Origin of the sequence: Arminella tubonensis, assembly GCF_003240585.1 — a bacterium.
Lineage (GTDB): Bacteria > Pseudomonadota > Alphaproteobacteria > Rhizobiales > Rhizobiaceae > Rhizobium > Rhizobium tubonense.
The window spans coordinates 84529-104456 of the sequence record NZ_PCDP01000029.1 but is presented as its reverse complement, the minus strand read 5'-3'; the positions used below and the strand labels follow the sequence as shown (position 1 = coordinate 104456).

The 19928-nt window shown below is 59.5% G+C and carries 21 protein-coding genes; 7 read left to right on the top strand and 14 right to left on the bottom strand.

Features of this window, described 5'->3' with window-relative positions:
- Positions 1-164 precede the first annotated feature (164 nt).
- The gene (locus CPY51_RS09460; protein ID WP_111160027.1) at positions 165-1097 is read right to left on the bottom strand and encodes a LysR family transcriptional regulator; all 933 of its coding nucleotides are present in this window, start codon (positions 1095-1097) and stop codon (positions 165-167) included.
- A gap of 335 nt (positions 1098-1432) precedes the next feature.
- On the opposite strand from CPY51_RS09460, the gene CPY51_RS33325 reads away from it, so the two are divergent.
- Together CPY51_RS33325 and CPY51_RS09450 are read left to right on the top strand one after the other, a co-directional pair.
- Positions 1433-1564: an SOS response-associated peptidase family protein gene (locus CPY51_RS33325; protein ID WP_244598556.1), complete on the top strand. Its 132-nt coding sequence runs from the start codon at positions 1433-1435 to the stop codon at positions 1562-1564.
- 555 nt (positions 1565-2119) lie between these two features.
- Entirely contained in the window at positions 2120-2596 is a 477-nt protein-coding gene (locus CPY51_RS09450) for a hypothetical protein (protein WP_111159988.1), read from the top strand.
- A gap of 41 nt (positions 2597-2637) precedes the next feature.
- On the opposite strand, the gene CPY51_RS09445 is transcribed toward CPY51_RS09450, so the two are convergent.
- The 4 genes from CPY51_RS09445 to CPY51_RS32810 form a co-directional block, all read right to left on the bottom strand.
- Positions 2638-2895: a GlsB/YeaQ/YmgE family stress response membrane protein gene (locus tag CPY51_RS09445; protein WP_111159987.1), complete on the bottom strand. Its 258-nt coding sequence runs from the start codon at positions 2893-2895 to the stop codon at positions 2638-2640.
- Positions 2896-3428: 533 nt separating this feature from the next.
- Entirely contained in the window at positions 3429-4043 is a 615-nt protein-coding gene (locus CPY51_RS09440; protein ID WP_244598554.1) for an alpha/beta hydrolase, read from the bottom strand.
- Positions 4044-4126: 83 nt separating this feature from the next.
- Positions 4127-4345: a hypothetical protein gene (locus tag CPY51_RS09435; protein ID WP_244598553.1), complete on the bottom strand. Its 219-nt coding sequence runs from the start codon at positions 4343-4345 to the stop codon at positions 4127-4129.
- Positions 4342-4554: a hypothetical protein gene (locus CPY51_RS32810; RefSeq protein ID WP_111160024.1), complete on the bottom strand. Its 213-nt coding sequence runs from the start codon at positions 4552-4554 to the stop codon at positions 4342-4344. Before CPY51_RS32810 ends, CPY51_RS09435 begins: the two co-directional genes overlap by 4 nt.
- Positions 4555-4783: 229 nt before the next feature.
- Between CPY51_RS32810 and CPY51_RS09425 the strand changes: the two genes are divergently transcribed.
- Together CPY51_RS09425 and CPY51_RS09420 are read left to right on the top strand one after the other, a co-directional pair.
- Positions 4784-5419, top strand: coding sequence for a hypothetical protein (locus tag CPY51_RS09425; protein ID WP_111159986.1), 636 nt, complete (start codon positions 4784-4786; stop codon positions 5417-5419).
- A gap of 462 nt (positions 5420-5881) precedes the next feature.
- Positions 5882-6208: a hypothetical protein gene (locus tag CPY51_RS09420; RefSeq protein ID WP_111159985.1), complete on the top strand. Its 327-nt coding sequence runs from the start codon at positions 5882-5884 to the stop codon at positions 6206-6208.
- A gap of 77 nt (positions 6209-6285) precedes the next feature.
- Here the strand turns inward: CPY51_RS09420 and CPY51_RS09415 are convergent, their stop codons facing one another.
- Entirely contained in the window at positions 6286-6903 is a 618-nt protein-coding gene (locus CPY51_RS09415) for a cupin domain-containing protein (RefSeq protein ID WP_111159984.1), read from the bottom strand.
- 567 nt (positions 6904-7470) lie between these two features.
- On the opposite strand from CPY51_RS09415, the gene CPY51_RS09410 reads away from it, so the two are divergent.
- On the top strand, positions 7471-8028 hold the full coding sequence (locus tag CPY51_RS09410; protein ID WP_111159983.1) for a DUF4142 domain-containing protein: 558 nt from the start codon (positions 7471-7473) through the stop codon (positions 8026-8028).
- On the opposite strand, the gene CPY51_RS09405 is transcribed toward CPY51_RS09410, so the two are convergent.
- The 3 genes from CPY51_RS09405 to CPY51_RS09395 all read right to left on the bottom strand — a co-directional run bounded on the left by CPY51_RS09405 (position 7917) and on the right by CPY51_RS09395 (position 11800).
- Complete coding sequence (locus tag CPY51_RS09405; RefSeq protein ID WP_111159982.1) at positions 7917-8396, bottom strand: VWA domain-containing protein; 480 nt, start codon at positions 8394-8396, stop codon at positions 7917-7919. The two genes, CPY51_RS09410 and CPY51_RS09405, sit on opposite strands and share 112 nt — an antisense overlap.
- Before the next feature lie 777 nt (positions 8397-9173).
- Entirely contained in the window at positions 9174-10337 is a 1164-nt protein-coding gene (locus CPY51_RS09400; protein WP_244598551.1) for a sugar ABC transporter substrate-binding protein, read from the bottom strand.
- A 107-nt stretch (positions 10338-10444) separates the two neighbouring features.
- On the bottom strand, positions 10445-11800 hold the full coding sequence (locus CPY51_RS09395; RefSeq protein WP_111159981.1) for a sensor histidine kinase: 1356 nt from the start codon (positions 11798-11800) through the stop codon (positions 10445-10447).
- Between the two features lie 504 nt (positions 11801-12304).
- Between CPY51_RS09395 and CPY51_RS32505 the strand changes: the two genes are divergently transcribed.
- Together CPY51_RS32505 and CPY51_RS09390 are read left to right on the top strand one after the other, a co-directional pair.
- The gene (locus CPY51_RS32505) at positions 12305-12460 is read left to right on the top strand and encodes a hypothetical protein (protein ID WP_154677726.1); all 156 of its coding nucleotides are present in this window, start codon (positions 12305-12307) and stop codon (positions 12458-12460) included.
- A 268-nt stretch (positions 12461-12728) separates the two neighbouring features.
- Complete coding sequence (locus CPY51_RS09390) at positions 12729-14027, top strand: carbohydrate porin (RefSeq protein ID WP_206607245.1); 1299 nt, start codon at positions 12729-12731, stop codon at positions 14025-14027.
- Positions 14028-14194: 167 nt separating this feature from the next.
- Here CPY51_RS09390 and CPY51_RS09380 read toward each other — a convergent pair whose 3' ends face one another.
- Genes CPY51_RS09380 through CPY51_RS09360 form a run of 5 tightly spaced genes read right to left on the bottom strand, consistent with a single transcriptional unit; the run spans position 14195 to position 19638 of the window.
- A complete protein-coding gene (locus CPY51_RS09380) occupies positions 14195-15547 on the bottom strand; it encodes an LLM class flavin-dependent oxidoreductase (RefSeq protein WP_111159979.1) in 1353 nt (450 codons plus the stop codon).
- 34 nt (positions 15548-15581) lie between these two features.
- A complete protein-coding gene (locus tag CPY51_RS09375) occupies positions 15582-16352 on the bottom strand; it encodes an ABC transporter ATP-binding protein (RefSeq protein WP_111159978.1) in 771 nt (256 codons plus the stop codon).
- Positions 16353-16363: 11 nt separating this feature from the next.
- Entirely contained in the window at positions 16364-17365 is a 1002-nt protein-coding gene (locus tag CPY51_RS09370) for an ABC transporter substrate-binding protein (protein ID WP_111159977.1), read from the bottom strand.
- A 54-nt stretch (positions 17366-17419) separates the two neighbouring features.
- Entirely contained in the window at positions 17420-18265 is an 846-nt protein-coding gene (locus tag CPY51_RS09365) for an ABC transporter permease (RefSeq protein ID WP_111159976.1), read from the bottom strand.
- A gap of 26 nt (positions 18266-18291) precedes the next feature.
- Complete coding sequence (locus CPY51_RS09360) at positions 18292-19638, bottom strand: LLM class flavin-dependent oxidoreductase (protein WP_111159975.1); 1347 nt, start codon at positions 19636-19638, stop codon at positions 18292-18294.
- Between the last annotated feature and the right edge of the window lie 290 nt (positions 19639-19928).

The window sequence follows — 19928 nt, the reverse complement described above, 5'->3', positions numbered from 1 at the left end:
ACCGGCGTTCCCGCTCGCCACCGGCGACACTCGTCTGGTTCGCCGTCGACGTCGAGTACCCAACCGATAATCAAGCTTGGCCGGCGCTGTGAGCGGTTTAGAGGCGTTCGACGCTCTGGGGAATTGTCACTTCCCTGAAGGCACCCAACCGCAATTCGGCATGATCACGTGAGGCTGGCGGAGGCCGCCGCGATACGTCCAAGCTCCGACCGGAGACGCGGAACCGCCAGGTCAATGAACGCTCGTACCTTCGGAACGGCTGCGCGGCCCTGAGGGGTGAGAATATGAACGGGCAGCGCAGGTGGCTCGGCATGCGGAAGAATGATGGTCAGACGGCCATCGCGGACGTATTCGGCGACATGGTAGGAGTAAAGACGCGTCACACCCATTCCCTCCGCAGCCGATGCCGCGGCCGCCCGAACGCTGTTGACGAGATAGCGAGGCGTGAAGTGAACGGTCCTCGGGACGGAAGAACCCTTGGCCGGCGCAAAGCTCCAGGATTCGAGACCGAAATTCGAGAAGGCGATGAGATCGTGTTTGGAGAGATCTGAAGGCTCATCGATTGCAGGATGGCTTTCGAGATATTGCGGAGCGGCCACGACCACGCGCCGGACATCGCCTCCGATGCGCGTGGAGATGTGCGTCGAGTCGGTGAGATTACCGATCCGCAGCGCCGCGTCCACGCCTTCGTCGACCAAATTGACGAAACGATCAAGCATCAGAAGCCGAACGGAGACGCTTGAATGTTCCCTTAGGAAGGCGTCGAGAATGGGCCGCAGCACTTCCTCGCCCAAAATGGGTGGTGCGGAGATGGTCAGCGTCCCACGAGGAGAGGATCGTTCCGAACCCGCGACCATGTCGGCCTCCTCGAGATCGACCAGCACCCTCCGGCATGCTTCGACATACCGCTGGCCCGCTTCGCTGAGCTTCAGGGTCCGCGTCGTGCGGTGAAGGAGTTCAACGCCGACATGTTGTTCGAGCAGACTCAAAGCCCGGCTGACCGCCGTCGGGGATCGTTTCAGCCTGCGCGCAGCGCCTGCGAGGCTTCCTTCCTCCACGGCCGTGACAAAGACCTTCATTGCGTCGATACGATCCATCATCCACTGCCTCGATCCTGTTCATCGTCGAGTACCTTCACAGCATGCGCCACGACGCAAGATCCCGGATAGGAAAGGGTGTAGGCGACACCTTGGTGCAATAGATCGCGCGCCCGCGGAATAGGAGGTTCCGGCACGTCAGGTTGTCATCAGAGGATAGCACCATGCAAATCTGTCAGTCATCCGCCTGGACGAAGGCGTCAGTGCCGCCGTTGTCAGCCTGAATGAGGCGCCCCAACACGCGTGCGCAGTTCAACATAACTCCACGGACGGTGCTCATGGCGCACAAAAACGCTGACGGCAAGCAGATGGTCGAAGAGGCCAGATAGCGGCTGGTGCCGTTCTGGGCTAAGGAAATGCTGAAGGCCGCGATGTTCAACGCAAGGATCGAAACCGTCGATAAGACGCCTGCCTTCAGGGACGCGTTTAAGAGCAAGCGGTGCCTGATCCCGACAGACGGCTTCTAGATGGACCCTGAACCAGAGTGACGGCCGGAAGGACCCGTGGCACATCTTCCTATCGGGCGGTGCGCTATTTTCTTTCAAAGGAATATGGCGCGCAACGACGCGCTGGGCGTCGCGAGCTGCGCAATCGTCACCATGCCGGCGGCCGATCCGATTGACAAAGCTCCGTGACAGTCAGCCCGTCATCCTCGATCCCGCGGTCGAATTGGAATGGCTTGATCCCGCCACGGCCCCGGCGCGAACAAAGGAGCTGTGAGGCAGAACTTGGATCCGCAACTCGAATTCCACCGAGTGTCGAGGCATGTCAATTCCTCCCGGTTCGAAGGCAAGCCTGAGATCAATCCGCTGTGACGGGGACGACAACCCAGTGACGGAGTTGGTGCGAGCCGCGATCGGCAGGATCGCCGTTCTCAAGCGCCAGCTGTTGCTACGTCATGGCTTTGCGGCTGCCGGCGACGCTGGCCGATCGGATTGGAATGTTGAGGATCATCAATCGCGAAGGGCCTGACGGAACTTCTGGCGCACGCGGCGATTTCTCTGGCGAACAGGAGAGAACCCATGCCAGATCCAAAAGAGTCCCCCGCAGTGCAGTCCATATTGAAGGAGCAGGCGTCGCAACGAGCAGCACCCCGGCTGGAAGCGCTCGACCAAGGATTGGAGGACACCTTCCCGGCGTCCGATCCGGTATCTGCCACGCAAACCGCAGTCCCTGCCGGCCGCACCGATCCCACCGAGGCAGATCGGATCCGAAGGGATGGTCTTGAGGAAAGCTTTCCGCTTGTCGATGAGGCTCTCCGTCCTGCCGGTTCCAATCACAACAACGGCGACATTGACCGGGAAGAGATCCGTGCCCTGGACAAGGAGGTCGAACGTCTGACGGAATCGGAAGGCGAGATCGCGTCCGGTGCGGTTCGCGTCGCGAAGGCAGAAGCGAAGAGCTATTGGAGCGATGTCGAAGAAAAGATCCGGAAAAGGCCATTGGTGACCGTGGGGATCGTAGCCGGCCTCGCCTACGTTTGGGGCGCGACCCGATAACAGAGAGAGGCGGCTTCTCGCGTGGCCGCCTCTCTCTTTCGTCAGGCTGTGCGCCTCACCATCCTCGCGATTGCGATCAGTATGCACGCTCCGATGAAGCCGGCAACGAGATAGCCTATCCATCCACCGAGGACGACGCCGAAAAGCGAAAGAAGGAAGTTGGCAACGATTGCGCCGACGATGCCGAGGAGGATATTCATGAGTACGCCCATGTTGCTCTTCATGAACATTTCGGCAAGCCAGCCAGCAAGGCCGCCGATGATGATTGCCGCAATCCAGCCGATACCTGCGTTATCCATACTATTCCCCTAGCTTGTGAGTGACGAAGCGGCCGCCCGGCGGACTGTCAGGGTCATCAAAGCGTCGAGCGAATGATTGCCGAGCGACCAGTTGCAAAACTGTTTTGAGGCTCTTTGGTTCCAAGCAGTTCGCGTTCCTCCTCGATCACCGACAATCGGTTGTTCGCGGCATCACGAATTCGACGCGCGTCCAACTGACGAGGTGGGCCTCATCGAGGAGCTGATGGGCTAAGTCGACTGCCTGGTCGAGTTCGCCCTTTCTATCCGGACTGTCTGGCTGCGCGCTTGGGTGATCAATCATGGCGGTAGCCGTTCATGAGGGTTGAGATCGCGGCGGATGGGTCAGATGCTCGTCTGGCGTTTCGTTGCCCGCATTGAGAAATCGGAAAAATCGAATGCGTTCACCTTCCCCGTCATGTCCGATTGACACGCCGCGGTCTCGGGTGGTGAACCGCCAGCCGCAGTGATGGTTCCAGGCAGAAGGACGGCGGATGACAAGGAGGAAACCGCCGGGGCATGACATGAGGAGGTCGTCAACTCAGAGTTCTGATAAGGAAGCTCTTTGCCATCTCCGCGCCTTCCGCTGAGATATTGTGGCCGACACCGGGCAGGATTTTCAGCTCTACATCGAAGCCTGCGGCGCGCAACTGCGATGCCGCCAGTTCCGAGGCTACCGACGGGATCGTGTTGTCGACGGCTCCATGGACCAGCAGGATCGGCGTCCGTTTTTCGGCTGGCGTGACCGAGGTCAAAGGAAGCAATCCTGCGAAGGAGATGAGTGCGCCAACCGGCCAGCGACCCGAGCCGACGGCGTCCAACGCGATTATGGCCCCTTGCGAAACTCCGACGAACGCCACCTTGTCGAGACGGTCCTCGAATCCTTCTCTTCGTACGATACCGTCCGCCACGTCGTCGAAGGCCTTCCGGACTTTCTCGATCCGCTCCGGATTGAGCTCGTTGCCATCGACACCGAACCACTGGTGACCGTACCCGTTGCCATGATGAAATGGCGCATCGGGCGCGGCGAAGGCCGTGCGGGGGAGCGAGGGCCGCCAAGAGGATGCAAGCGGCAGCATGCTCGCCCCGGTTCCGCCGATGCCATGCAGGAAGACGACGAGCCGCTGATTGAGGCTGGGTACGATGTTCAATTCGATTTCCCGCTATAAGGGGCGTTCGAGAGGATTCGATGCCTGAAATGCTCCGCGCCGCAGTATTGATCGCCAAGCTGTCGTCAGGGCAGAGCGCCAGGCCATTCGTTTGAGGGTTCCTCCGCCTCGGCGCCGGGACTGTCTTCTGCGGGATCTGGATCACGCTCGTAGGCAGTCCGGAGATTCCCGATCTCTTCCAGGATTGCCGCGTAGACGTCCGACTGCTTCGCACCTTTGACGACGAAGGTGTCCACAAAGTCTTCAAGGTGCAGACGCAGCTCTTCTCTCCAGTTTTCGCTCACGTTCGAACCTCCGAATGCAGGCCGACGCCATTGCCTAGCAGTCCCCATGTCGGACATTGCGCCGACATCCGGGCAATTGGGGCGGCACCCTGATCGGGTTGGGGGTCTGGAAACGGCTCCTCGCCAGGAATCCGGTCGGGATCCGTTGGCGGATTATCGAGCGGGGGCACGGACGGCGGTGGCACGATGGGTTCGAATGGGACTGACATGACGGCTCCTCCTCAGTCACGGCAACGCAGCAGGTGTTTGCTTGTTCCGGCAGCCCGAGAGGGCGGCATCTGTCGATCCATCGTCTAGACTGATCGAACCCGTATTAAGATCGATCAAATGGTCCTTTAGCTCGGCTCACGGCATGGGGTCGCTCTGGAGAGCCTCGCCGATGGTGTCCGTGCTCCTAGCTTGTTGACGCTGCAAATCGACACCCCATCTATATCACCGATGCTGACGCCCAAAAAAAACGACGCTGCTGAGTTGATCGAGGCGTGGACGCTACCGCCCGCCGCGACGTTGGGGTCATTCATCCGCTCCAAGGGAATTCTCTTGGAAATACGCGCCCGCCTGCCGTTCGCTCTACGAAAATCGCTCGATATCAGTGGACGAGTTCTCACCTTGACGATGCCTGAGGGCTCGGAGGACAAATTTCGAGCGACTTCCGATTTCGTCGCCAAGTCGCTCGACGGGATCGAAAACTTGCCCGTCATCCCCCGAGAAATCGAGGACATCCTGACGATCTCCACGACTGAGAGGCATCGGTGGCTCAACGACGGTCGCCTGCCCAGCGCAGGGACGCGCACGGTGAAGCTGCGCGGGCGCGCAAGGAAGATCACCTTCCACGTCTTCGACCCCCGTCTTGTGGAAGACCTGCTCGACCGGGGCGTGGTCGAAGACTGGCGCGAGGAAGATGCGGCAACTGCTGCGGAAAACCGGCGGCGGGCGGCTTGGAAAGCAAAGCTTACCCGTTCGTTGAAGAAAGGCGGCAAGACCTCATCGGTGTCGAAAAACCGCCCCGACGAAGACAACAATCCGGACCTGCCAGGGTGGGAAGAGTTCAGGCGAGATGGGCTTCTTCGCTAGTTTGGAGACAGCGCAGACGGTTGGCCGAAATGTGCTGCCATGAGCAGTCCCTCGCCCACCTTTTTGATGCGCCTGTTCCAGCCTTTTCAGCCGCATCGGGGTGTCGCTTCGGCGTACTGCCGGTGCCCGAGTTTTCCAGCAGGCGACCGACCGCGATCCCGGCCATGGGCTTGCGTAGAGCCATCTGGGGTTAGTTCACCTCGCCATCGAAGGATATGGAGGTGCGCCGAAACATGTGCGCCGGGATCCGATAGCTTTGGCAGTGCGCGGCTTAAAGCTCGCCCCGTAGGACGGAACGCGTCACCGAGTCCTCGGGCACATACTGCTATACGACCGTGAATATGATCGGGCGGAATACCATTCCAAAAGAGCCATCGAACTCAATCCAAACGATGCAGATGGCACGGTATCGATGGATATGTGCTGGTTCAGCGTGGATGAGCGGAGGACGGCCTGGCGTGGATGGAGCGAGCGATACGTCTCAATCCTTTCCACCCGCCCTGGTATCACGCCCATACGGCAGGAGCGTTCTATCTCCTGGGAAGGTACGCAGATTGTGTCCGGTCTACCTGCAGGTTGCCGGAGATTGGAGGGTGGTCGTTTCGCCTCGCGGCAGCCTACGCCCAGCTCGGACGCCTCTCTGACGCGTCGCGCGAGGCGAAAACCATTCTTCTTCACGAACCGACCTTCACAGTCGACGACTTCATGGCTCGGACAATCCTGCTTGAGCACGACCCTGACAGGACCGCGCTACGGGACGGCCTCCTGAAGGCCGGACTGCCTTTGTAAGTCGGCGGCTAATAGCCAGCGGTCATCGGCGAACCGGACGCCGCTGGTCGAGCCTGCCTTGGCCATCGTCACGTCGCTCAGTCGAGCTTTGCCGGTGAGGAGAACGGCCGGTTGGCGTCCACCACGAAGATGGCCAGCTCATCGAGATCAGTTGTGCCGGCGTTGAAGACCTCCATTGGCGTATCGGCCCCGTGTCCGGTCATGGTCATGCCCGCTTCCGTGTAGGTCACGCCGTGGGGCGTTTTCTGACCGACCTTGCCGGCCAGAACATAGAATACCTCGGATCCCGGATGCGTATGGATTGCCGTCTTGGTGCCGGGCGCTCCACCGGCGTGATTGACACGCAGCAGATACTCGCTCGCCTTGACCGGCGGAAGGGGTCCGATCTCGGCGACCTTGGTTCCGCCTGTTGTGGACCCACCCTTGGGTCCAAGGGTGAACAGCCAGACCTTGTCTGCAACTTCCGCTGCAAGCGAGATCGGACCCGCCGCGTCCTGGGCATCCTTCAGCCTCGGAAAGTTCTCCAGCCTCCAGTACAATGGCCCAGACGGCAGCTCTGTGACCTTCTTCTCCACCACAGGCTTGATGAAGAACTTGTTTTCTTCGGGCAATGTAGCTGACGTCATGAGCCCGTAAGCAGTTAGGGAAATAAGGAGCGCGCCGATATGGCGTACGCTGAGGGATAGCGACTTCATTTTTGGTCCTCCTCTGATATTTCGTTGACGGGCCGCCCGACGGTGAGTGCGATGTCCCACCATCAGGTGACCGCAGGCGATGCGGCGCCGTCCAGTCCCACACTGTCAAGGCATGGCGATGGTCCCAGAAGCGAATTTTATCGTTGCTCGAATGTCGTGGAGCAGTGACGAGCGGCAATGGCGCGGTTGATGAAAAACACCTGACCCGCCCGCATGTCCTTGCGGTTCCCCCCTTCGATTGCATTTCGAATTGCTTATTCTACCACAGTTTGGTGGCTGAGGGACCATGTCCTGCAGATTGGGCCGTGGGAGAACTGATCGAATGGCGGGAGGCGTTTGATCAAAACCATGCAGGAAGCGTATCGTCCCAGATGCGAAGGATGTCTTTGACGAATAGGGAAGCGTACTCGAAACGCCGGACGGCCTCCAATCGTCATGCGCTGGCGGCTTTGGCAGAAGACAATTCCGCGAAGTGGTCGCGAAAGGTTCCGGTCGTCGCTATGGATCACGCCCGGAACTTTCAGCGCCCCACGAGGTTGGGTGCCGTGTTCCAACGAGGAGATCTTCATGAACCGCCGCGCCCTTCTGACATCCGCAGCCTTCGCCGCCGCCGTCCCGGCATTCCTTTCCATGACCGCTTTCGCCCAAACGGCCGCCGCGTCGGGCGACACCGAAAAGAAGCATGCCGACGAGACGAAGAAGGTCGGCTCGCTGTCGCTGGCGACCAGCCGCGTGGCATTGGAGAAGGCCTCCGATCCGATGACGAAGGAATTTGCCAAGTGGGAGGTCGCCGAACAGGAGACGATCGCCGACATCTTGAAGTCGATGGAAATGGGCGACAAGACCGAGGGCGCTCTGAAGCCGCCGTCACAGACCGAAGTGGAAGCCATGCTCGACGCCGAAGGCAAGACTGCGCTCGACAAGATGAAGAGCGCGTCCGGCAAGGACTTCGACAAGGCGTATGTGACCGCCCAGCTCGACGGCCACAAGAAGCTGCTGACGATCCAGGAGGACTATCTCAAGGTCGGGCAGAACCGCGAGCATCTGAGCGTCACGAAGCTCGCCCGCGGCCAGATCAAGGAGCACATCGACCATCTCGACATGCTAATGTCAAAGGTTGGCTGATTGGCTTGCCGTCGCGAGCGGCAGACTGCGCCGCTCAGAAGTGAAGCAAAGGCCCTGCCGGGCGCATTTCCGCAAGCGAAAGGGCTAACAAAGGAGTCTATAGATGCCAGCCTCCTTTTCCCGGCTACGAACTCGGATTCGTGTCCATGTTGGATCCTCCCGTCTTCGTCGAAATTGAGCGCGACCGACAGGACGCGCTCTAGCGCCGACTGGGCGACACCTTTCTCGTAAAGTTCTTTCATTGATCCGGAAACGTCGATGTTCAGCCCGACCTGAGCCTCGATGCGCTCGTGGATGCCCTGCGTCTCAAGAACGAAGCCGACCCTACGGATTTCATCCTCGGGCTTTTGAAGTCCGAATGTCGTCATTTCTCAATTTCTCCGGGTCAGTGTACTCAAAAGTTTCTCGTAAAGGCCTTGGGGCGAGCGAGACGTCGCAAGGCCTTCCCTCGGATTTTGCCGTCATGCGGCTGCGTGCCAGGCGGGCAGCAAACCTACGCGCCCTGATATCGTGGTGATCATCGTCTCCAGAAGGCGTTCGCCCGATGCGACCGATGAAGCAGTTGCGGCAAGCGATCTAGGCAGAGTTGCCAGCGCGTCCTTCTGCGAGCGTGGTTCTTTTCCAACGCGGAGAAAACAGCATCGCCTACGCCCGTGACTGCGCCGACCTACGAGGGATACGTCGAGCGGGAGATCGCATAGGCCATGAGGTTCGAGCGGATGACGCGCTCGTAGTCGGTGCCGCCCCATCGGATGCGCTGCAGCGCCGGGTTCCCGGTCTCCTCGAGGAACGCAACGCGGGCGGGTTGCCGGGAATGATTTTCAGGCAGAAACGCGCAACAGTTTCGGCGAGGAGACCCGGTCGGGCACTCCGGCGATCAACTCCTTCATTACTGACGGGTCGACTCGGATCACGGCTCGGCGTGGCGGCTGCTGTTCATGGTCGGGATTGGGGGCCCAGGACTTCCAGGTTCTTACGGGATGCCGCGAACGAGTTTCCGGACGTTGGAGAATAGCGCCAGCGGCACGGTACGAAGTCAATCGGGCGTTGCCGCAGCAACAGGAGGACACACAACCTTTTCTGGTTCCCGCGCCGCATCGTCCCTGCTCTCTTGAAACGCCAGACGGAGTTTGAAGGTCGCCGTCCTACTTGCTGCTTTCTGACGACCATGGAAAATTCACATACTGGTCCCGTGTATCATAGCAGATGTTGCCATACATCTTGAGATAGGTACTTTTGCGAATGGGGTCGGCATAAACCGCAGCAGGGTTTTCCAGATCTGCTTCGTACTGAGCCATATTCTCGCTAGTGAGCGCAATTGGCAGTATATCCATCGCCTGCGGGATGCTCTTACCGTCAAGCCAGTCGGCGGCAAACTGTCCCATTGCGTATCCAAACACAGGCGACGAAAGTGAGATGCTGGCCTTGAAGGGGCTATTGCCTTTCTTGATCTCGGACACAGCCTCGGGCTCGCCGTCAATGCCGCCTAGAAACTGGTTGGGCCGGTCCTTGCCGGCGACACGCAGGGCCTTTAACGCGCCAAGCACCACAGCGTCACCACCGAGAACGACGTCGATATCCGGGTTAGCCAAAAGAACGGTACTCATGGTCACAAAGCCGCCCTCCTTGTTGACGGGAGTTGGAGCGATGTCAGCGACGATTGTCACCCCTGGAGTTTTTGCGAAGGCATCGCGCATTGCCTCGAACCTTGGCGTTAGATACTCCATTGTATCCTGGGTGAGCAAAACCACTTTAGCCTTACCGCCGAGCTGGCTTTTGATGTAGTTGATTGAGGCGTCTGCCAAAGCCTTGCCTGTGGCATATTGGGGAGCATTGAGCAGCAAGGTCGCAGGCGGTGGTACGATGGTGCCAACGAAAGCTCCCGACCAGATTGTCCGCTGGAGGCTACTACTCACCGCAGTTGGGTCTGAGGATGTGGCGACCAGTGCTCCTACCTTGGCGGCCTGATATGCGTTTATATCCTCGACCGCCTTGGGAACATTGTTTTCAGCCACGCTTCGGAGATACTTTAGCCCACGATCCTTCGCCGCCATCTCCAAGCCGTGGTTGACGCCTTGCAGGAATTCGCGTTCGTTTTCCTGTACGTATGCCAACTCCTTGGTAAGGCCCGGCGGCTTGTGGCAGCCCCGCTGGGTAGGGTCGAATGGCGCGAACACCGTCCGCTGGGTAATTCCCGACGGACCTTCTTGGGCGCCCACCGCAGTCAGACTAGCTACCAACATTACGGGTATTAAGGTATGGCCCGCAGTCGGAAGCCAGCCATTTCTGTAGGTTCGATCTAAAAGCATTTCAATTCGCCCTGGATGCAAATTCGGCTCAAAAAGCACGGCTGGCGGCCACTTTGGCACAGAACCCGAGTTATCAGGTAGCCGTTGGAGAGCAGTTCCCACAAGTCCTACTGATCCGCGATCGCGCCGCGCGGTTTGAGCGAGAAAACCAATAGGGCTGCGGTGCCAGGATGCCGCTTTCGGTATTCGATTTTAGAACCGAGGCTCATGCACATGGCGTTGACAATCCGCGTGCCAACGCCCGTCCCCTTGGCCGGCTCGCCGTCCGCTCGGCCCACTCCGTCGTCTTCGACCAGTAACTCGACCCGCTGGTCGAGTTTGCTCAAACGTACCCGGATTTCGCCGAGGCCTTGAGGATAGGCATACTTGAAGGCGTTGGTGACAAGTTCAGTAACGACCACACCCAAGTCGATACTGGCATCGGTAGGCAGTTCTACGGGCGCGATATCGAACGAGATTGTCACCCCATGCCCTTGACTGCGCAGTGAGGTGCGAAGATGCTCAAGCAGCCCCGTCAAATATTCGCTGAGGTCGACCGAGCGGACGTCGCCGGAGCCATAAAGCCGCTTGTGAACAAGGGAAATCGCAAAGATGCGGTCCTGGGTCTCTGCCAGGGCATCCTTGGCGGACTGATCCACCAAAGCTTTCGATTGCAGGCTTACAAGTGACGAGACCAAAGCAAGACTGTTGGCAACCCTGTGATTGACCTCTGACACCAGCACTTCGGCGCGATCACGCGCTTGGGCCAAATCACGTGTTCGCGTTGCCACGCGCTCTTCAAGTTCGGCATTGAGCCCATTGACCTCATCCCGCGTCGTGCGAAGCTCCCTGGTATAACCAGCGATGCCGTATGCGGCTCCACCAACTACAGCGACGATCACAAGCGATCCGATGCCTGACACGAGCCGAACCCAGACGGCGTTGGCCCGCTGTTCGGCAACACCAGACGTAAGTTTGTCATCGGCCTTCCCAATGATTCCTGCGAAAAAAACGTTGGCTTCATCGGTTAGCGCCTTGCCGCTGTTCGTACGGAAAATTGCCAGAGCCTCATCGTCCCGCTTATCGCGCTTCAGCGCAATCGTCCGGTCGAGTTCGGCGAACTTGGCAGCTAGAAGCGTTTCTAAGCGCGCCAATGTGACGTCAGAACCGGAGGATGGAGAGAGAAGTGCCTGCAGAGCGGACAGATGACGCTGCGCCTGGATTTTTGCTGTCTGATACGGTGCGAGATAAATCTCGTTGCCCGTCAATAAAAACCCGCGCTGACTGGCCTCGGCTGTCTGCATTGCGTTTCTCAACTCGACTGCCGCAATCCGTGTATCACGTGCTGAGATCGCGTCTTCGAAATAGGACTGCGCTCGTTCTCCCAGCCAAAAGTTCATGGCGACGATTGCCATCAGGGCCAGGAACCCGATGAACAGAAAAGCAGAGGTGGAGCGCAGTAGCGAAGGGCTCGAAACAGACATTGTCGCATTCGTGCCCTATTTGCGACGAACACGCCACAACGAAATTTTGCGTTGCCCTTACTGCTGAATTTAGGGCGGCTGACGGTACTGCATCCACCGCAAAACTCCGCCGCAACAAACAATACAGCGGTACGTCATCCCGCGGCAAATACCTCAGAGAATGCGCGACAAGCTCGTCGGCATCGGTGTTCTCAAACGCGACAACGATATCTTCACTCCTCTCATCCAAAGGTTGGCGAATGCGTCCGCTGCGTGCATCACAATCGCTTGACCTACCCAGAGATGTCGACTTGTGTTGACAGCCTCCTGATCTGATAGAGGGCGTCCTGATCAAGACGCCCTGGCCTTGGCGGTTCGACGCCGCGCCCAGGTGATCGAACGCAATGGAAAACTTGAAATCGGCGCGCTTACCTCCAAGGAAAGCGCCCACTGCCTGAAGGCGACGTCCCGATAGAACTCACGTCTCTTCTCCGGCCCACAGCGGAAAACTTCGATGGTTTCATCATGGCGTCGGACAAGGTGCTTTCCGACGCCATCGACCCAGAATTGTTCGAAGGCAAAATCTCGATGGAAACGGAGCAAGCGCGTTCTACGCATTCGGACGCCAGTCATATCGTGGTGCCTAAGTGGCTCGACAGCGAGCGTATCGATGTGTTCTGACGCGTGGAATAAGACCCCGACGACGGCGACCACGAAAGCGGGCAAAGACCACATGCGGCCTCGCCCAGGGACCTGGCGCCAACCCCGACTAGGAGGACGTCTCCTCCACAAATGGCTAAGCGGCGGATGCATGCCCGCCGAACAGCTAAGTCCATCTTTTGCTGTCCCTGTTTTGCGGCAGATGAACTGCGTTGAATGTCCGGACAATAGGCACCTTAGCGAATCGTGATAGTTTGCCGTGTGTGGGGTCACTAATGTGGGGGCGGAGATGCGACAGACGGCACTGTGGGCTGTAAGAATCATGCTGGCGGGCTTTCTTTCGACTGCTGTCGCTCATGCCGGTGATCGTGTAACCAAACCAGTTGATCCTTCGAGCGCCGACGCTGCGCCTACTCCGTGGCTGCTTGGCGACTGGGGCGGAGAACGGACCCGTTTGCAAGAGATGGGTATCGATTTTCAGTTCGGATATACGAGCGAATTCGCCTACAATCCGGCCGGCGGCACTGAGCACACGACGAGATATACTGACCAGTATGCGGCTGGAGCGACGTTTGATCTCGATCGGCTGCTCGGCCTGCCGGCGGCGCAGTTCCAGCTTACCCTGACGCAACGCCTTGGCCGCAACCTCAGCGACGACGCGCAGCTCGGCACGCTCCAGCAGGTGCAGGAGGTCTACGGTCGGGGACAGACCATCCGCTTGACCGAATTCTGGTTCGACCAGAAATATGCCGACGGGCTGATTGACTGGAAGATCGGCCGCATGACCTTCGGCGGGGACTTCGCATCATTTTCATGTGACTTCCAGAACCTGACATTTTGTGGCGCCAACCCCGGCAACCTCGTCGGCAATTACATTTACAACTGGCCCATCAGCCAATGGGCGACCCGCGTCAAGGTGGCTCTAGACGGATTCGGCTATGTTCAGGCCGGTGTCTATGACGCAAACCCCAAATACCTCGGCACCAATGATCAGGTGCTTCCGGTGTTCTTTTCCGGTTCCACCGGGGCGATTATACCGGTGGAACTTGCATGGCTTCCCAAGTTCGACAATGGTGCGCTTCCGGGCAGCTACAAGATCGGCGGGTGGTATGACACATCGAATGCGGAGGATGTCGTGTCCGACGTCAACGGCAATCCGTTCGCGCTGACAGGTCTGCCGGCCCGCGAGCGGCGCGGCCGGTATGGGGCCTACATCAATTTCCAACAGCAAGTGACGGACAACCTCAGCCTCTTCCTCAATCTCGTCGTGGCGGACAATCGCACCGCCACGACCGATCGTCAGATAGCGGGGGGATTGACCTACACGGGCCTATTCAGCTCGCGCCCCAAAGACGATATCGGCTTTGCCGTAGGCACCACCCACGTCAACAACCGCGTGGCGGACGTTCAGGCCCTGCAAGGCCGTCCGGTCGCGGACTCGGAATACGCCTTTGAGCTGTACTATACGTATCGTCCCACAGCGGGGCTGCTTTTCCGCCCGAACATCCAGTACGTCGTCAATCCCGGCGGCATCAGTGAAAACAAGGACGTCGTCGTGCTGGGCCTGAAGACCGCAGCCAGTTTCTGATCGCTCAGTGACCTGCGCGCTTGGGCGGCGGGCTGAAGGCGCGGTATGAATGATTTGCACGATCTCCGGCCAACAGCATAGCGACACTCAAGACATGATCAGCCCGCCGTCGACATTAACGGTTTGACCGGTGATATAGGCGGCATCGTCACTTGTAAGGCGAGCGATTATTCGGCCGCCGCGGCGGAAGCCGCGCTCTGAGCAGAGGGACGCTTGAGACCCAGATGTTCCCTCAGCGTCGATCCCTGATACTCATTGCGGAACAGACCGCGACGGCGCAGTTCCGGGACGACGAGCTCCACAAAATCGGACAGGCCCCATGGCAGGGCGGGCGACATGATATTAAAGCCATCCGCACCGAAGTTGATAAAACGCTCCTCCAGCTCATCCGCGATTTCCGCAGCGGTGCCGACGATCTGCCAGTGCCCGCGGGCGCCTGCAACTCGCTGATAGAGTTGACGCAAGGTCAGATTTTCCCGTGCAGCAAGTTCAAGGAACAGTGCTCGCCGGCTCTTGCCGCCTTCGGTTTCCGGCAGTTGCGAGATTAGCGCGTCGACCGGCAGTGTCCTCACTTCCTCGACCCCCGCAAGCTCGGCCAGCATGTCGAGCCCGACGGAAGGTTCGAGCAGGGCCTGTAGCTGCTCGAATTTCTCCTCCGCCTCCTGCCGCGTCCTGCCCACGACGGGGAAGACGCCGGGCAGGATCTTCATGTCGTCGGCCGCGCGGCCATATTTGGCAAGCCGCCCCTTGAGGTCGCTGTAGAAGGCGATCGAGCTCTCCAGCGTCTGCTGGGCGGTGAAGACCGCCTCCGCCGTTCTGGCCGCGAGTTCCTTGCCGGGTTCCGAAGAGCCGGCTTGCACCACGACCGGGTGGCCTTGCGGCGGACGGGCAATGTTCAGCGGCCCGCGAACCTGGAAAAATGCGCCGCGATGATCGAGGCGACGAACCTTCTCTTGGTGAAAGTAGACGCCGCTCTTCCTATCCCGCACGAAGGCGTCGTCGTCCGATGTGTCCCAGAGACCGGTGACGACATCGACAAATTCTTCCGCCCGCTTGTAACGGTCGGCATGCGCTATGATCGCGTCGCGGCTGAAATTGTAGGCGGCGCTGGCATCGGCTGACGTGACCAGGTTCCAGCCGGCGCGTCCGCCGGAGAGATGATCGAGCGAGGCGAACTGCCGTGCAAGATTGTACGGATCAGAGAAGCTCGTGGAGGCGGTCGCCACCAGACCGATACGGCTTGTAACTGCGGATAGCGCCGAAAGCAGTGTGATGGGTTCGAATGGGTAGAATCCAGAATGCGCCTTGCGGCTCGCCGCCTCGACATTGTGCACGCGTGCGCTGACGCCGTCGGCGAGAAACACTGCATCGAACTTGGCGTTCTCGGCGATGCGGGCGAAATGCACGAAATCCGAGAAGCCCGTGCTGTCGGACGCGCCTGGATGACGCCATGCGGCAACATGGTGCCCGGTGTGCAAAAGGAAAGCGCCGAGGCTTAACTGACCGTCACGCTTGGCCATTTCATTCTCCTTCTCAAAATTGCTCAGCCGAAATTCAGTGCAGCCCGAACGCGTTCAACAGTTGCTCGCGAAACTTGACGAAGCGCGCTTCGCTGCGATTGCGCGGCCGCGGAAGATCGATATCCATCTCGCGGCTGCGCGCGCCCTTCTCCTTGGAGAGGATGAGCACCCGGTCGGCGAGATAGACTGCCTCCTCGAGGTCGTGCGTGACCAGGATCATCGTCACCTTCTCCTCCCGCCAGATGCGGGTGAGTTCTTCCTGCATGGTGATCTTGGTCATGGCGTCGAGCGCACCGAACGGCTCGTCGAGCAGCAGGATCTCGGGCTTGACGACGAGGGCCCTTGCAATGCCGACACGCTGGGCCATGCCACCCGAAAGCTGCGACGGCAGCGCATCGGCGAAATCGCCGAGGCCGACGAGTTGGATATAGTGGCGTGCGCTGGCCCTTGCCTCGGCCTTTTTCACACCGCGATTTTCGAGCGGAAAGGCAACGTTATCAAGCACGGTAAGCCAGGGCAGAAGCCTTGGCTCCTGGAAGATCACGGCGCGATCCGTGCCGACGCCATGGACGGACTGGCCGTCGATCAAGACGTCACCCCGATCCGCATCTTCGAGCCCGGCGAGAACCCTGAGCAGCGTCGTCTTGCCAGAACCGGAAGCTCCCACGATCGCCAGGCTCTCACCGGCGCCAATATGGTTGCTCACGCCTTGGAGCACATTGAAATGGCGGCCGTTGATCGAGTAGGACTTAGAGAGGTTCCTGATCGTCACCTCTCCGCGCGAAGTTAGTTCGGCCACCGCCATCGATCCGCCCCTCAGTTGCCGGCGACGGCGAAATTGGCCGGATCGTAAAGGATGTCTTCCACCTTGAGCTGGCCCGGTTTCAGGACGCCGCCGCGGGCGAGGATGTCGATCCAGAATTGCAGATCGCGGTCCACGGCCTTGCCGCCTTCGCGCACGCCATAGCCGGTGAAGTATTGCGCGATCTCGGCATTCTCGCCGCGCGAGGCGAGCACCTTGGCAATCACAGCCTTGGTTTCCTCCGGATGAAGACGGGCATATTCGAGCGCGGCTTGCGACTTTTCAACGAAGATCCTGGCAGCGCCTGGGTGTTGCTTGATCCAGTCGCGGCGCAGCACCGTAAAGCCGCCGGCGATCTCGCCAAGCACATCGGTGTCGCCGACGATCTTTTGGAGGCCACCTTTTTTCAGCGCTACGCCTTCATAAGTCTTCTGCCAGTAGCCGAAGGCGGACACGTCGACCTGCTTGGAACGCAGAACCTGTTCGAGCTGCGGACCCGGGACGACAACGAGCTTGGCCGCATCTTCCGGCAGGCCGACGGAATGCAGCGCCTCGCGCACGGTATAATCGAGATGGGCTCCAAGCGTGTTGACTGCAATCGTCTTGCCGGCCAGATCCTTGATCGACTTGATCGGACTACCGTCAAGCGAATAGAAGATGCTCTCGGTCGTCTTGTTGATACCGTTCGAGGGATAGGCCGCAATGAAATCGTTGCCGCCGGCGATCGAATTGAGCACCGCGGCGGTGGCGGCACCTCCGAGTTCGACATGGCCAGACGCCAGCGCGAACAGCGAGGCCGGGCCACCCGGGGCATAGCCGACATCCTGCAGCGTGATGCCTGTATCCTTGAAATAGCCGAGCGCATCGGCAAGTTCATGGGGAGCGAGACCGCCCTGACTTGCAAGATAGCGGATCGTGACCTCATCTGCAGCCAAGCTACCGCTCGCCTGGACGGCGAGCAGCATGCCGGCTGCGAGCGCGGCCATACGGCCTAGGGAACGACGGGAAATCTGCATTTTTTTACTCCATTGAATGGGGTGAGATTGAGAGGGCGCGCCAGGTCTCGGCCTTCAGTCCCTGGGGTTGGACCAACGGCACAGCCGAGCCTGCACTGCATCGAGGATGAAGTTGGCCGACAGTCCGAGAACGGCCAGCAGCAATATTGCTGCGAACATCAGCGGGATCTGGAAATTGTACTGCGCGTTCATCACCTGAAATCCGACCCCGGAATTGGCGCCGATCATCTCTGCTGCGATGAGCAGCAGAAGCGAAGTGGTGGCGCTTAGCCGCAACCCGACAAAAATCTGCGGCAAGGCAGCCGGCAGCACGACGCGGCGGAAAACGGTAAGCGGTCGGGCGCCGTAGACGCGCGCCATCTCCACCAGCTTTGGGTCCACCTGTTTGACACCGCCGATGGTGGCGAGAAGTATCGGAAACAAGGTCGCCCAGAATATCACGAAGATCTTCGACGCTTCGCCAAGGCCGAGCAGCAAGATGAACACTGGATAGAGTGCGAGTGCGGATGTTTGCCGAAACAATTGCAGGATCGGGTCGAGGCTGCGCTCGATAATTCGGATCTGCCCCATGAAGAGCCCGAGCGGGATGCCGACGGCGACCGCGGCGGCAAATGCGACACCGGCGCGCTCAAGGCTGATCGCGATATCGCGGAGCAATGGGCCGCCGCTTATGCCATTCCAGAGTGCCCGCAAGATCGCATCCGGTGGAGGCAGAACCGCGGGGTTGATCCATCCGAGCGACGGTGAAATTTGCCAGAGGGCGGCAAAAGCAACGAGCAGCCCAAAGCGCGAGAGGAAACCGCGCAGCAACTCGCCTATTTCCCTTGCAAGCCTGCTCTGCCAGAAATGCGTTTCGCGATAGCTCTGCAGTATGCCCTGCTGTTCGGTCTCGAGCGCCATGACGCTACCCTCTCTTCCCGTGTCAGTTACTCTGCTGCTTCGGTATAGGCGGCAGCCCACCTTACCTGCGGAAAAGGCAGGCCGAGATTTTCACGCAGGGTTTTGCCTTCGTAGGCGGTGCGGAAGAGGCCGCGGCGCTGCAGCTCTGGAACAACGAGTTCAACGAAATCATTAAGCCCGGTCGGCAGCCAGGGCGGCAGGATGTTGAATCCATCCGCGCCTTCGTTTTCGAACCATTCCTGCAGGGTGTCCGCGACCTGGACCGCAGAACCGATGATGGTGAAATGGCCACGCGCCGAAGCGATCCATTGGTAAAGCTGGCGGATGGAGAAATTGTTCTCATCCGCGATACGGCGGATCAGTTCCTGACGGCTCTTCATGCCCTCTGTCGGTGGCGCCGGAGGCAGCGGACCGTCAAGATCGCAGCCTGTGAGATCCAGTTCGCCGCCGCTGAGCGCGTTGATGAGCGCCAACCCCTCCTCTTCGATGATCAGACTTGTGAGCCGCTCATATTTCGCGCGGGCTTCCGCCTCCGTGCGGCCGACAAAGGGCGAGACGCCGGGCATGATGAGCACATGCGACGGATCGCGACCGAAGCTGCGCGCGCGCGTCTTGATGTCGCGATAGAATTCCTGGGCGGTATCGAGCTTCTGGTGCGCTGTGAAGATGACTTCCGCAGTGGCAGCCGCAAGTCCGCGCCCGTCGTCCGATTGGCCAGCCTGCACGATGACGGGGTGGCCCTGTGGCGAACGCGGGACATTCAATGGCCCTTCGACCTGGAAGTGCTCGCCGCGGTGATTGGTGCGGCGCACCTTGTTCACGTCGAAATAGATGCCGCTTTCACGGTCGCGAATGAACGCGTCATCGTCAAAACTTTCCCACAGTTTCTTGACAACGTCGACATGTTCCGCGGCCCTCCTGTAGCGGGCCGCGTGGGGTTGCTGCCGCTCGAGATTGAAATTCCTCGCCGCAGCTTCCGTTGCAGTCGTCACAACGTTCCAGCCGGCCCGGCCACCGGAGATCAGGTCGAGCGAGGCAAATTTGCGCGCAACGGAGTAAGGCTCCTCATAGGTCGTCGATGAAGTCGCGATGAAGCCGATATGCTCGGTAAACGGCGCCAATGCTGAAAACAGCGTCACCGGCTCGAAACCGACCACCCTGGCGTTGCCACCCTCAATGCCGCCACCGAAGGCGACTGCAAGCCCGTCTGCCAGGAAGTAGGCATCAAAAAGCCCACGTTCGGCTGCCTGCGCGAGCTCGATGTGGAACTTGAGATTGACCGCTCCATCGACCGGCTGGTCCGGATGGCGCCAGGACGCGATATGCTGGCCCCCGCCGGGAAGGAACGCACCGAGCTTGATTTGTCTCTTCATGGAACTCCCCTCGACATCGCAAGTTTTGGCTGCTCCCATTCGAGAGATCAAGCTACGGTGGTGCGATGTGTCAGTATAGCGATATAATCTATAAATTTGATAGGTTGTATGGCGCCGGGCAATTGGCTTAATTTGGAATTTTTTTTCTCAAACAGTCAGAATAGCGAATTTATCGCCCGCCGCAGCGAACCGTTAGCTTGTTACGCCTTGGCAACGATAGCCACAGGAAACGCTGCACAGCGCAGAAGCTTATCGGGTCTCGGACATCAGACAGGGTTAACAGACACGCA

Excerpts from the sequence above, each read along its gene's own strand:
- CPY51_RS09460 (WP_111160027.1), bottom strand. The coding sequence starts at position 1,097 with ATGGATCGTATCGACGCAATGAAGGTCTTTGTCACGGCCGTGGAGGAA.
- CPY51_RS09450 (WP_111159988.1), top strand. The coding sequence starts at position 2,120 with ATGCCAGATCCAAAAGAGTCCCCCGCAGTGCAGTCCATATTGAAGGAG.
- CPY51_RS09445 (WP_111159987.1), bottom strand. The coding sequence starts at position 2,895 with ATGGATAACGCAGGTATCGGCTGGATTGCGGCAATCATCATCGGCGGC.
- CPY51_RS32810 (WP_111160024.1), bottom strand. The coding sequence starts at position 4,554 with ATGTCAGTCCCATTCGAACCCATCGTGCCACCGCCGTCCGTGCCCCCG.
- CPY51_RS09425 (WP_111159986.1), top strand. The coding sequence starts at position 4,784 with ATGCTGACGCCCAAAAAAAACGACGCTGCTGAGTTGATCGAGGCGTGG.
- CPY51_RS09420 (WP_111159985.1), top strand. The coding sequence starts at position 5,882 with ATGGAGCGAGCGATACGTCTCAATCCTTTCCACCCGCCCTGGTATCAC.
- CPY51_RS09415 (WP_111159984.1), bottom strand. The coding sequence starts at position 6,903 with ATGAAGTCGCTATCCCTCAGCGTACGCCATATCGGCGCGCTCCTTATT.
- CPY51_RS09410 (WP_111159983.1), top strand. The coding sequence starts at position 7,471 with ATGAACCGCCGCGCCCTTCTGACATCCGCAGCCTTCGCCGCCGCCGTC.
- CPY51_RS09405 (WP_111159982.1), bottom strand. The coding sequence starts at position 8,396 with ATGACGACATTCGGACTTCAAAAGCCCGAGGATGAAATCCGTAGGGTC.
- CPY51_RS09400 (WP_244598551.1), bottom strand. The coding sequence starts at position 10,337 with ATGCTTTTAGATCGAACCTACAGAAATGGCTGGCTTCCGACTGCGGGC.
- CPY51_RS09395 (WP_111159981.1), bottom strand. The coding sequence starts at position 11,800 with ATGTCTGTTTCGAGCCCTTCGCTACTGCGCTCCACCTCTGCTTTTCTG.
- CPY51_RS32505 (WP_154677726.1), top strand. The coding sequence starts at position 12,305 with ATGGCGTCGGACAAGGTGCTTTCCGACGCCATCGACCCAGAATTGTTC.
- CPY51_RS09390 (WP_206607245.1), top strand. The coding sequence starts at position 12,729 with ATGCGACAGACGGCACTGTGGGCTGTAAGAATCATGCTGGCGGGCTTT.
- CPY51_RS09380 (WP_111159979.1), bottom strand. The coding sequence starts at position 15,547 with ATGGCCAAGCGTGACGGTCAGTTAAGCCTCGGCGCTTTCCTTTTGCAC.
- CPY51_RS09375 (WP_111159978.1), bottom strand. The coding sequence starts at position 16,352 with ATGGCGGTGGCCGAACTAACTTCGCGCGGAGAGGTGACGATCAGGAAC.
- CPY51_RS09370 (WP_111159977.1), bottom strand. The coding sequence starts at position 17,365 with ATGCAGATTTCCCGTCGTTCCCTAGGCCGTATGGCCGCGCTCGCAGCC.
- CPY51_RS09365 (WP_111159976.1), bottom strand. The coding sequence starts at position 18,265 with ATGGCGCTCGAGACCGAACAGCAGGGCATACTGCAGAGCTATCGCGAA.
- CPY51_RS09360 (WP_111159975.1), bottom strand. The coding sequence starts at position 19,638 with ATGAAGAGACAAATCAAGCTCGGTGCGTTCCTTCCCGGCGGGGGCCAG.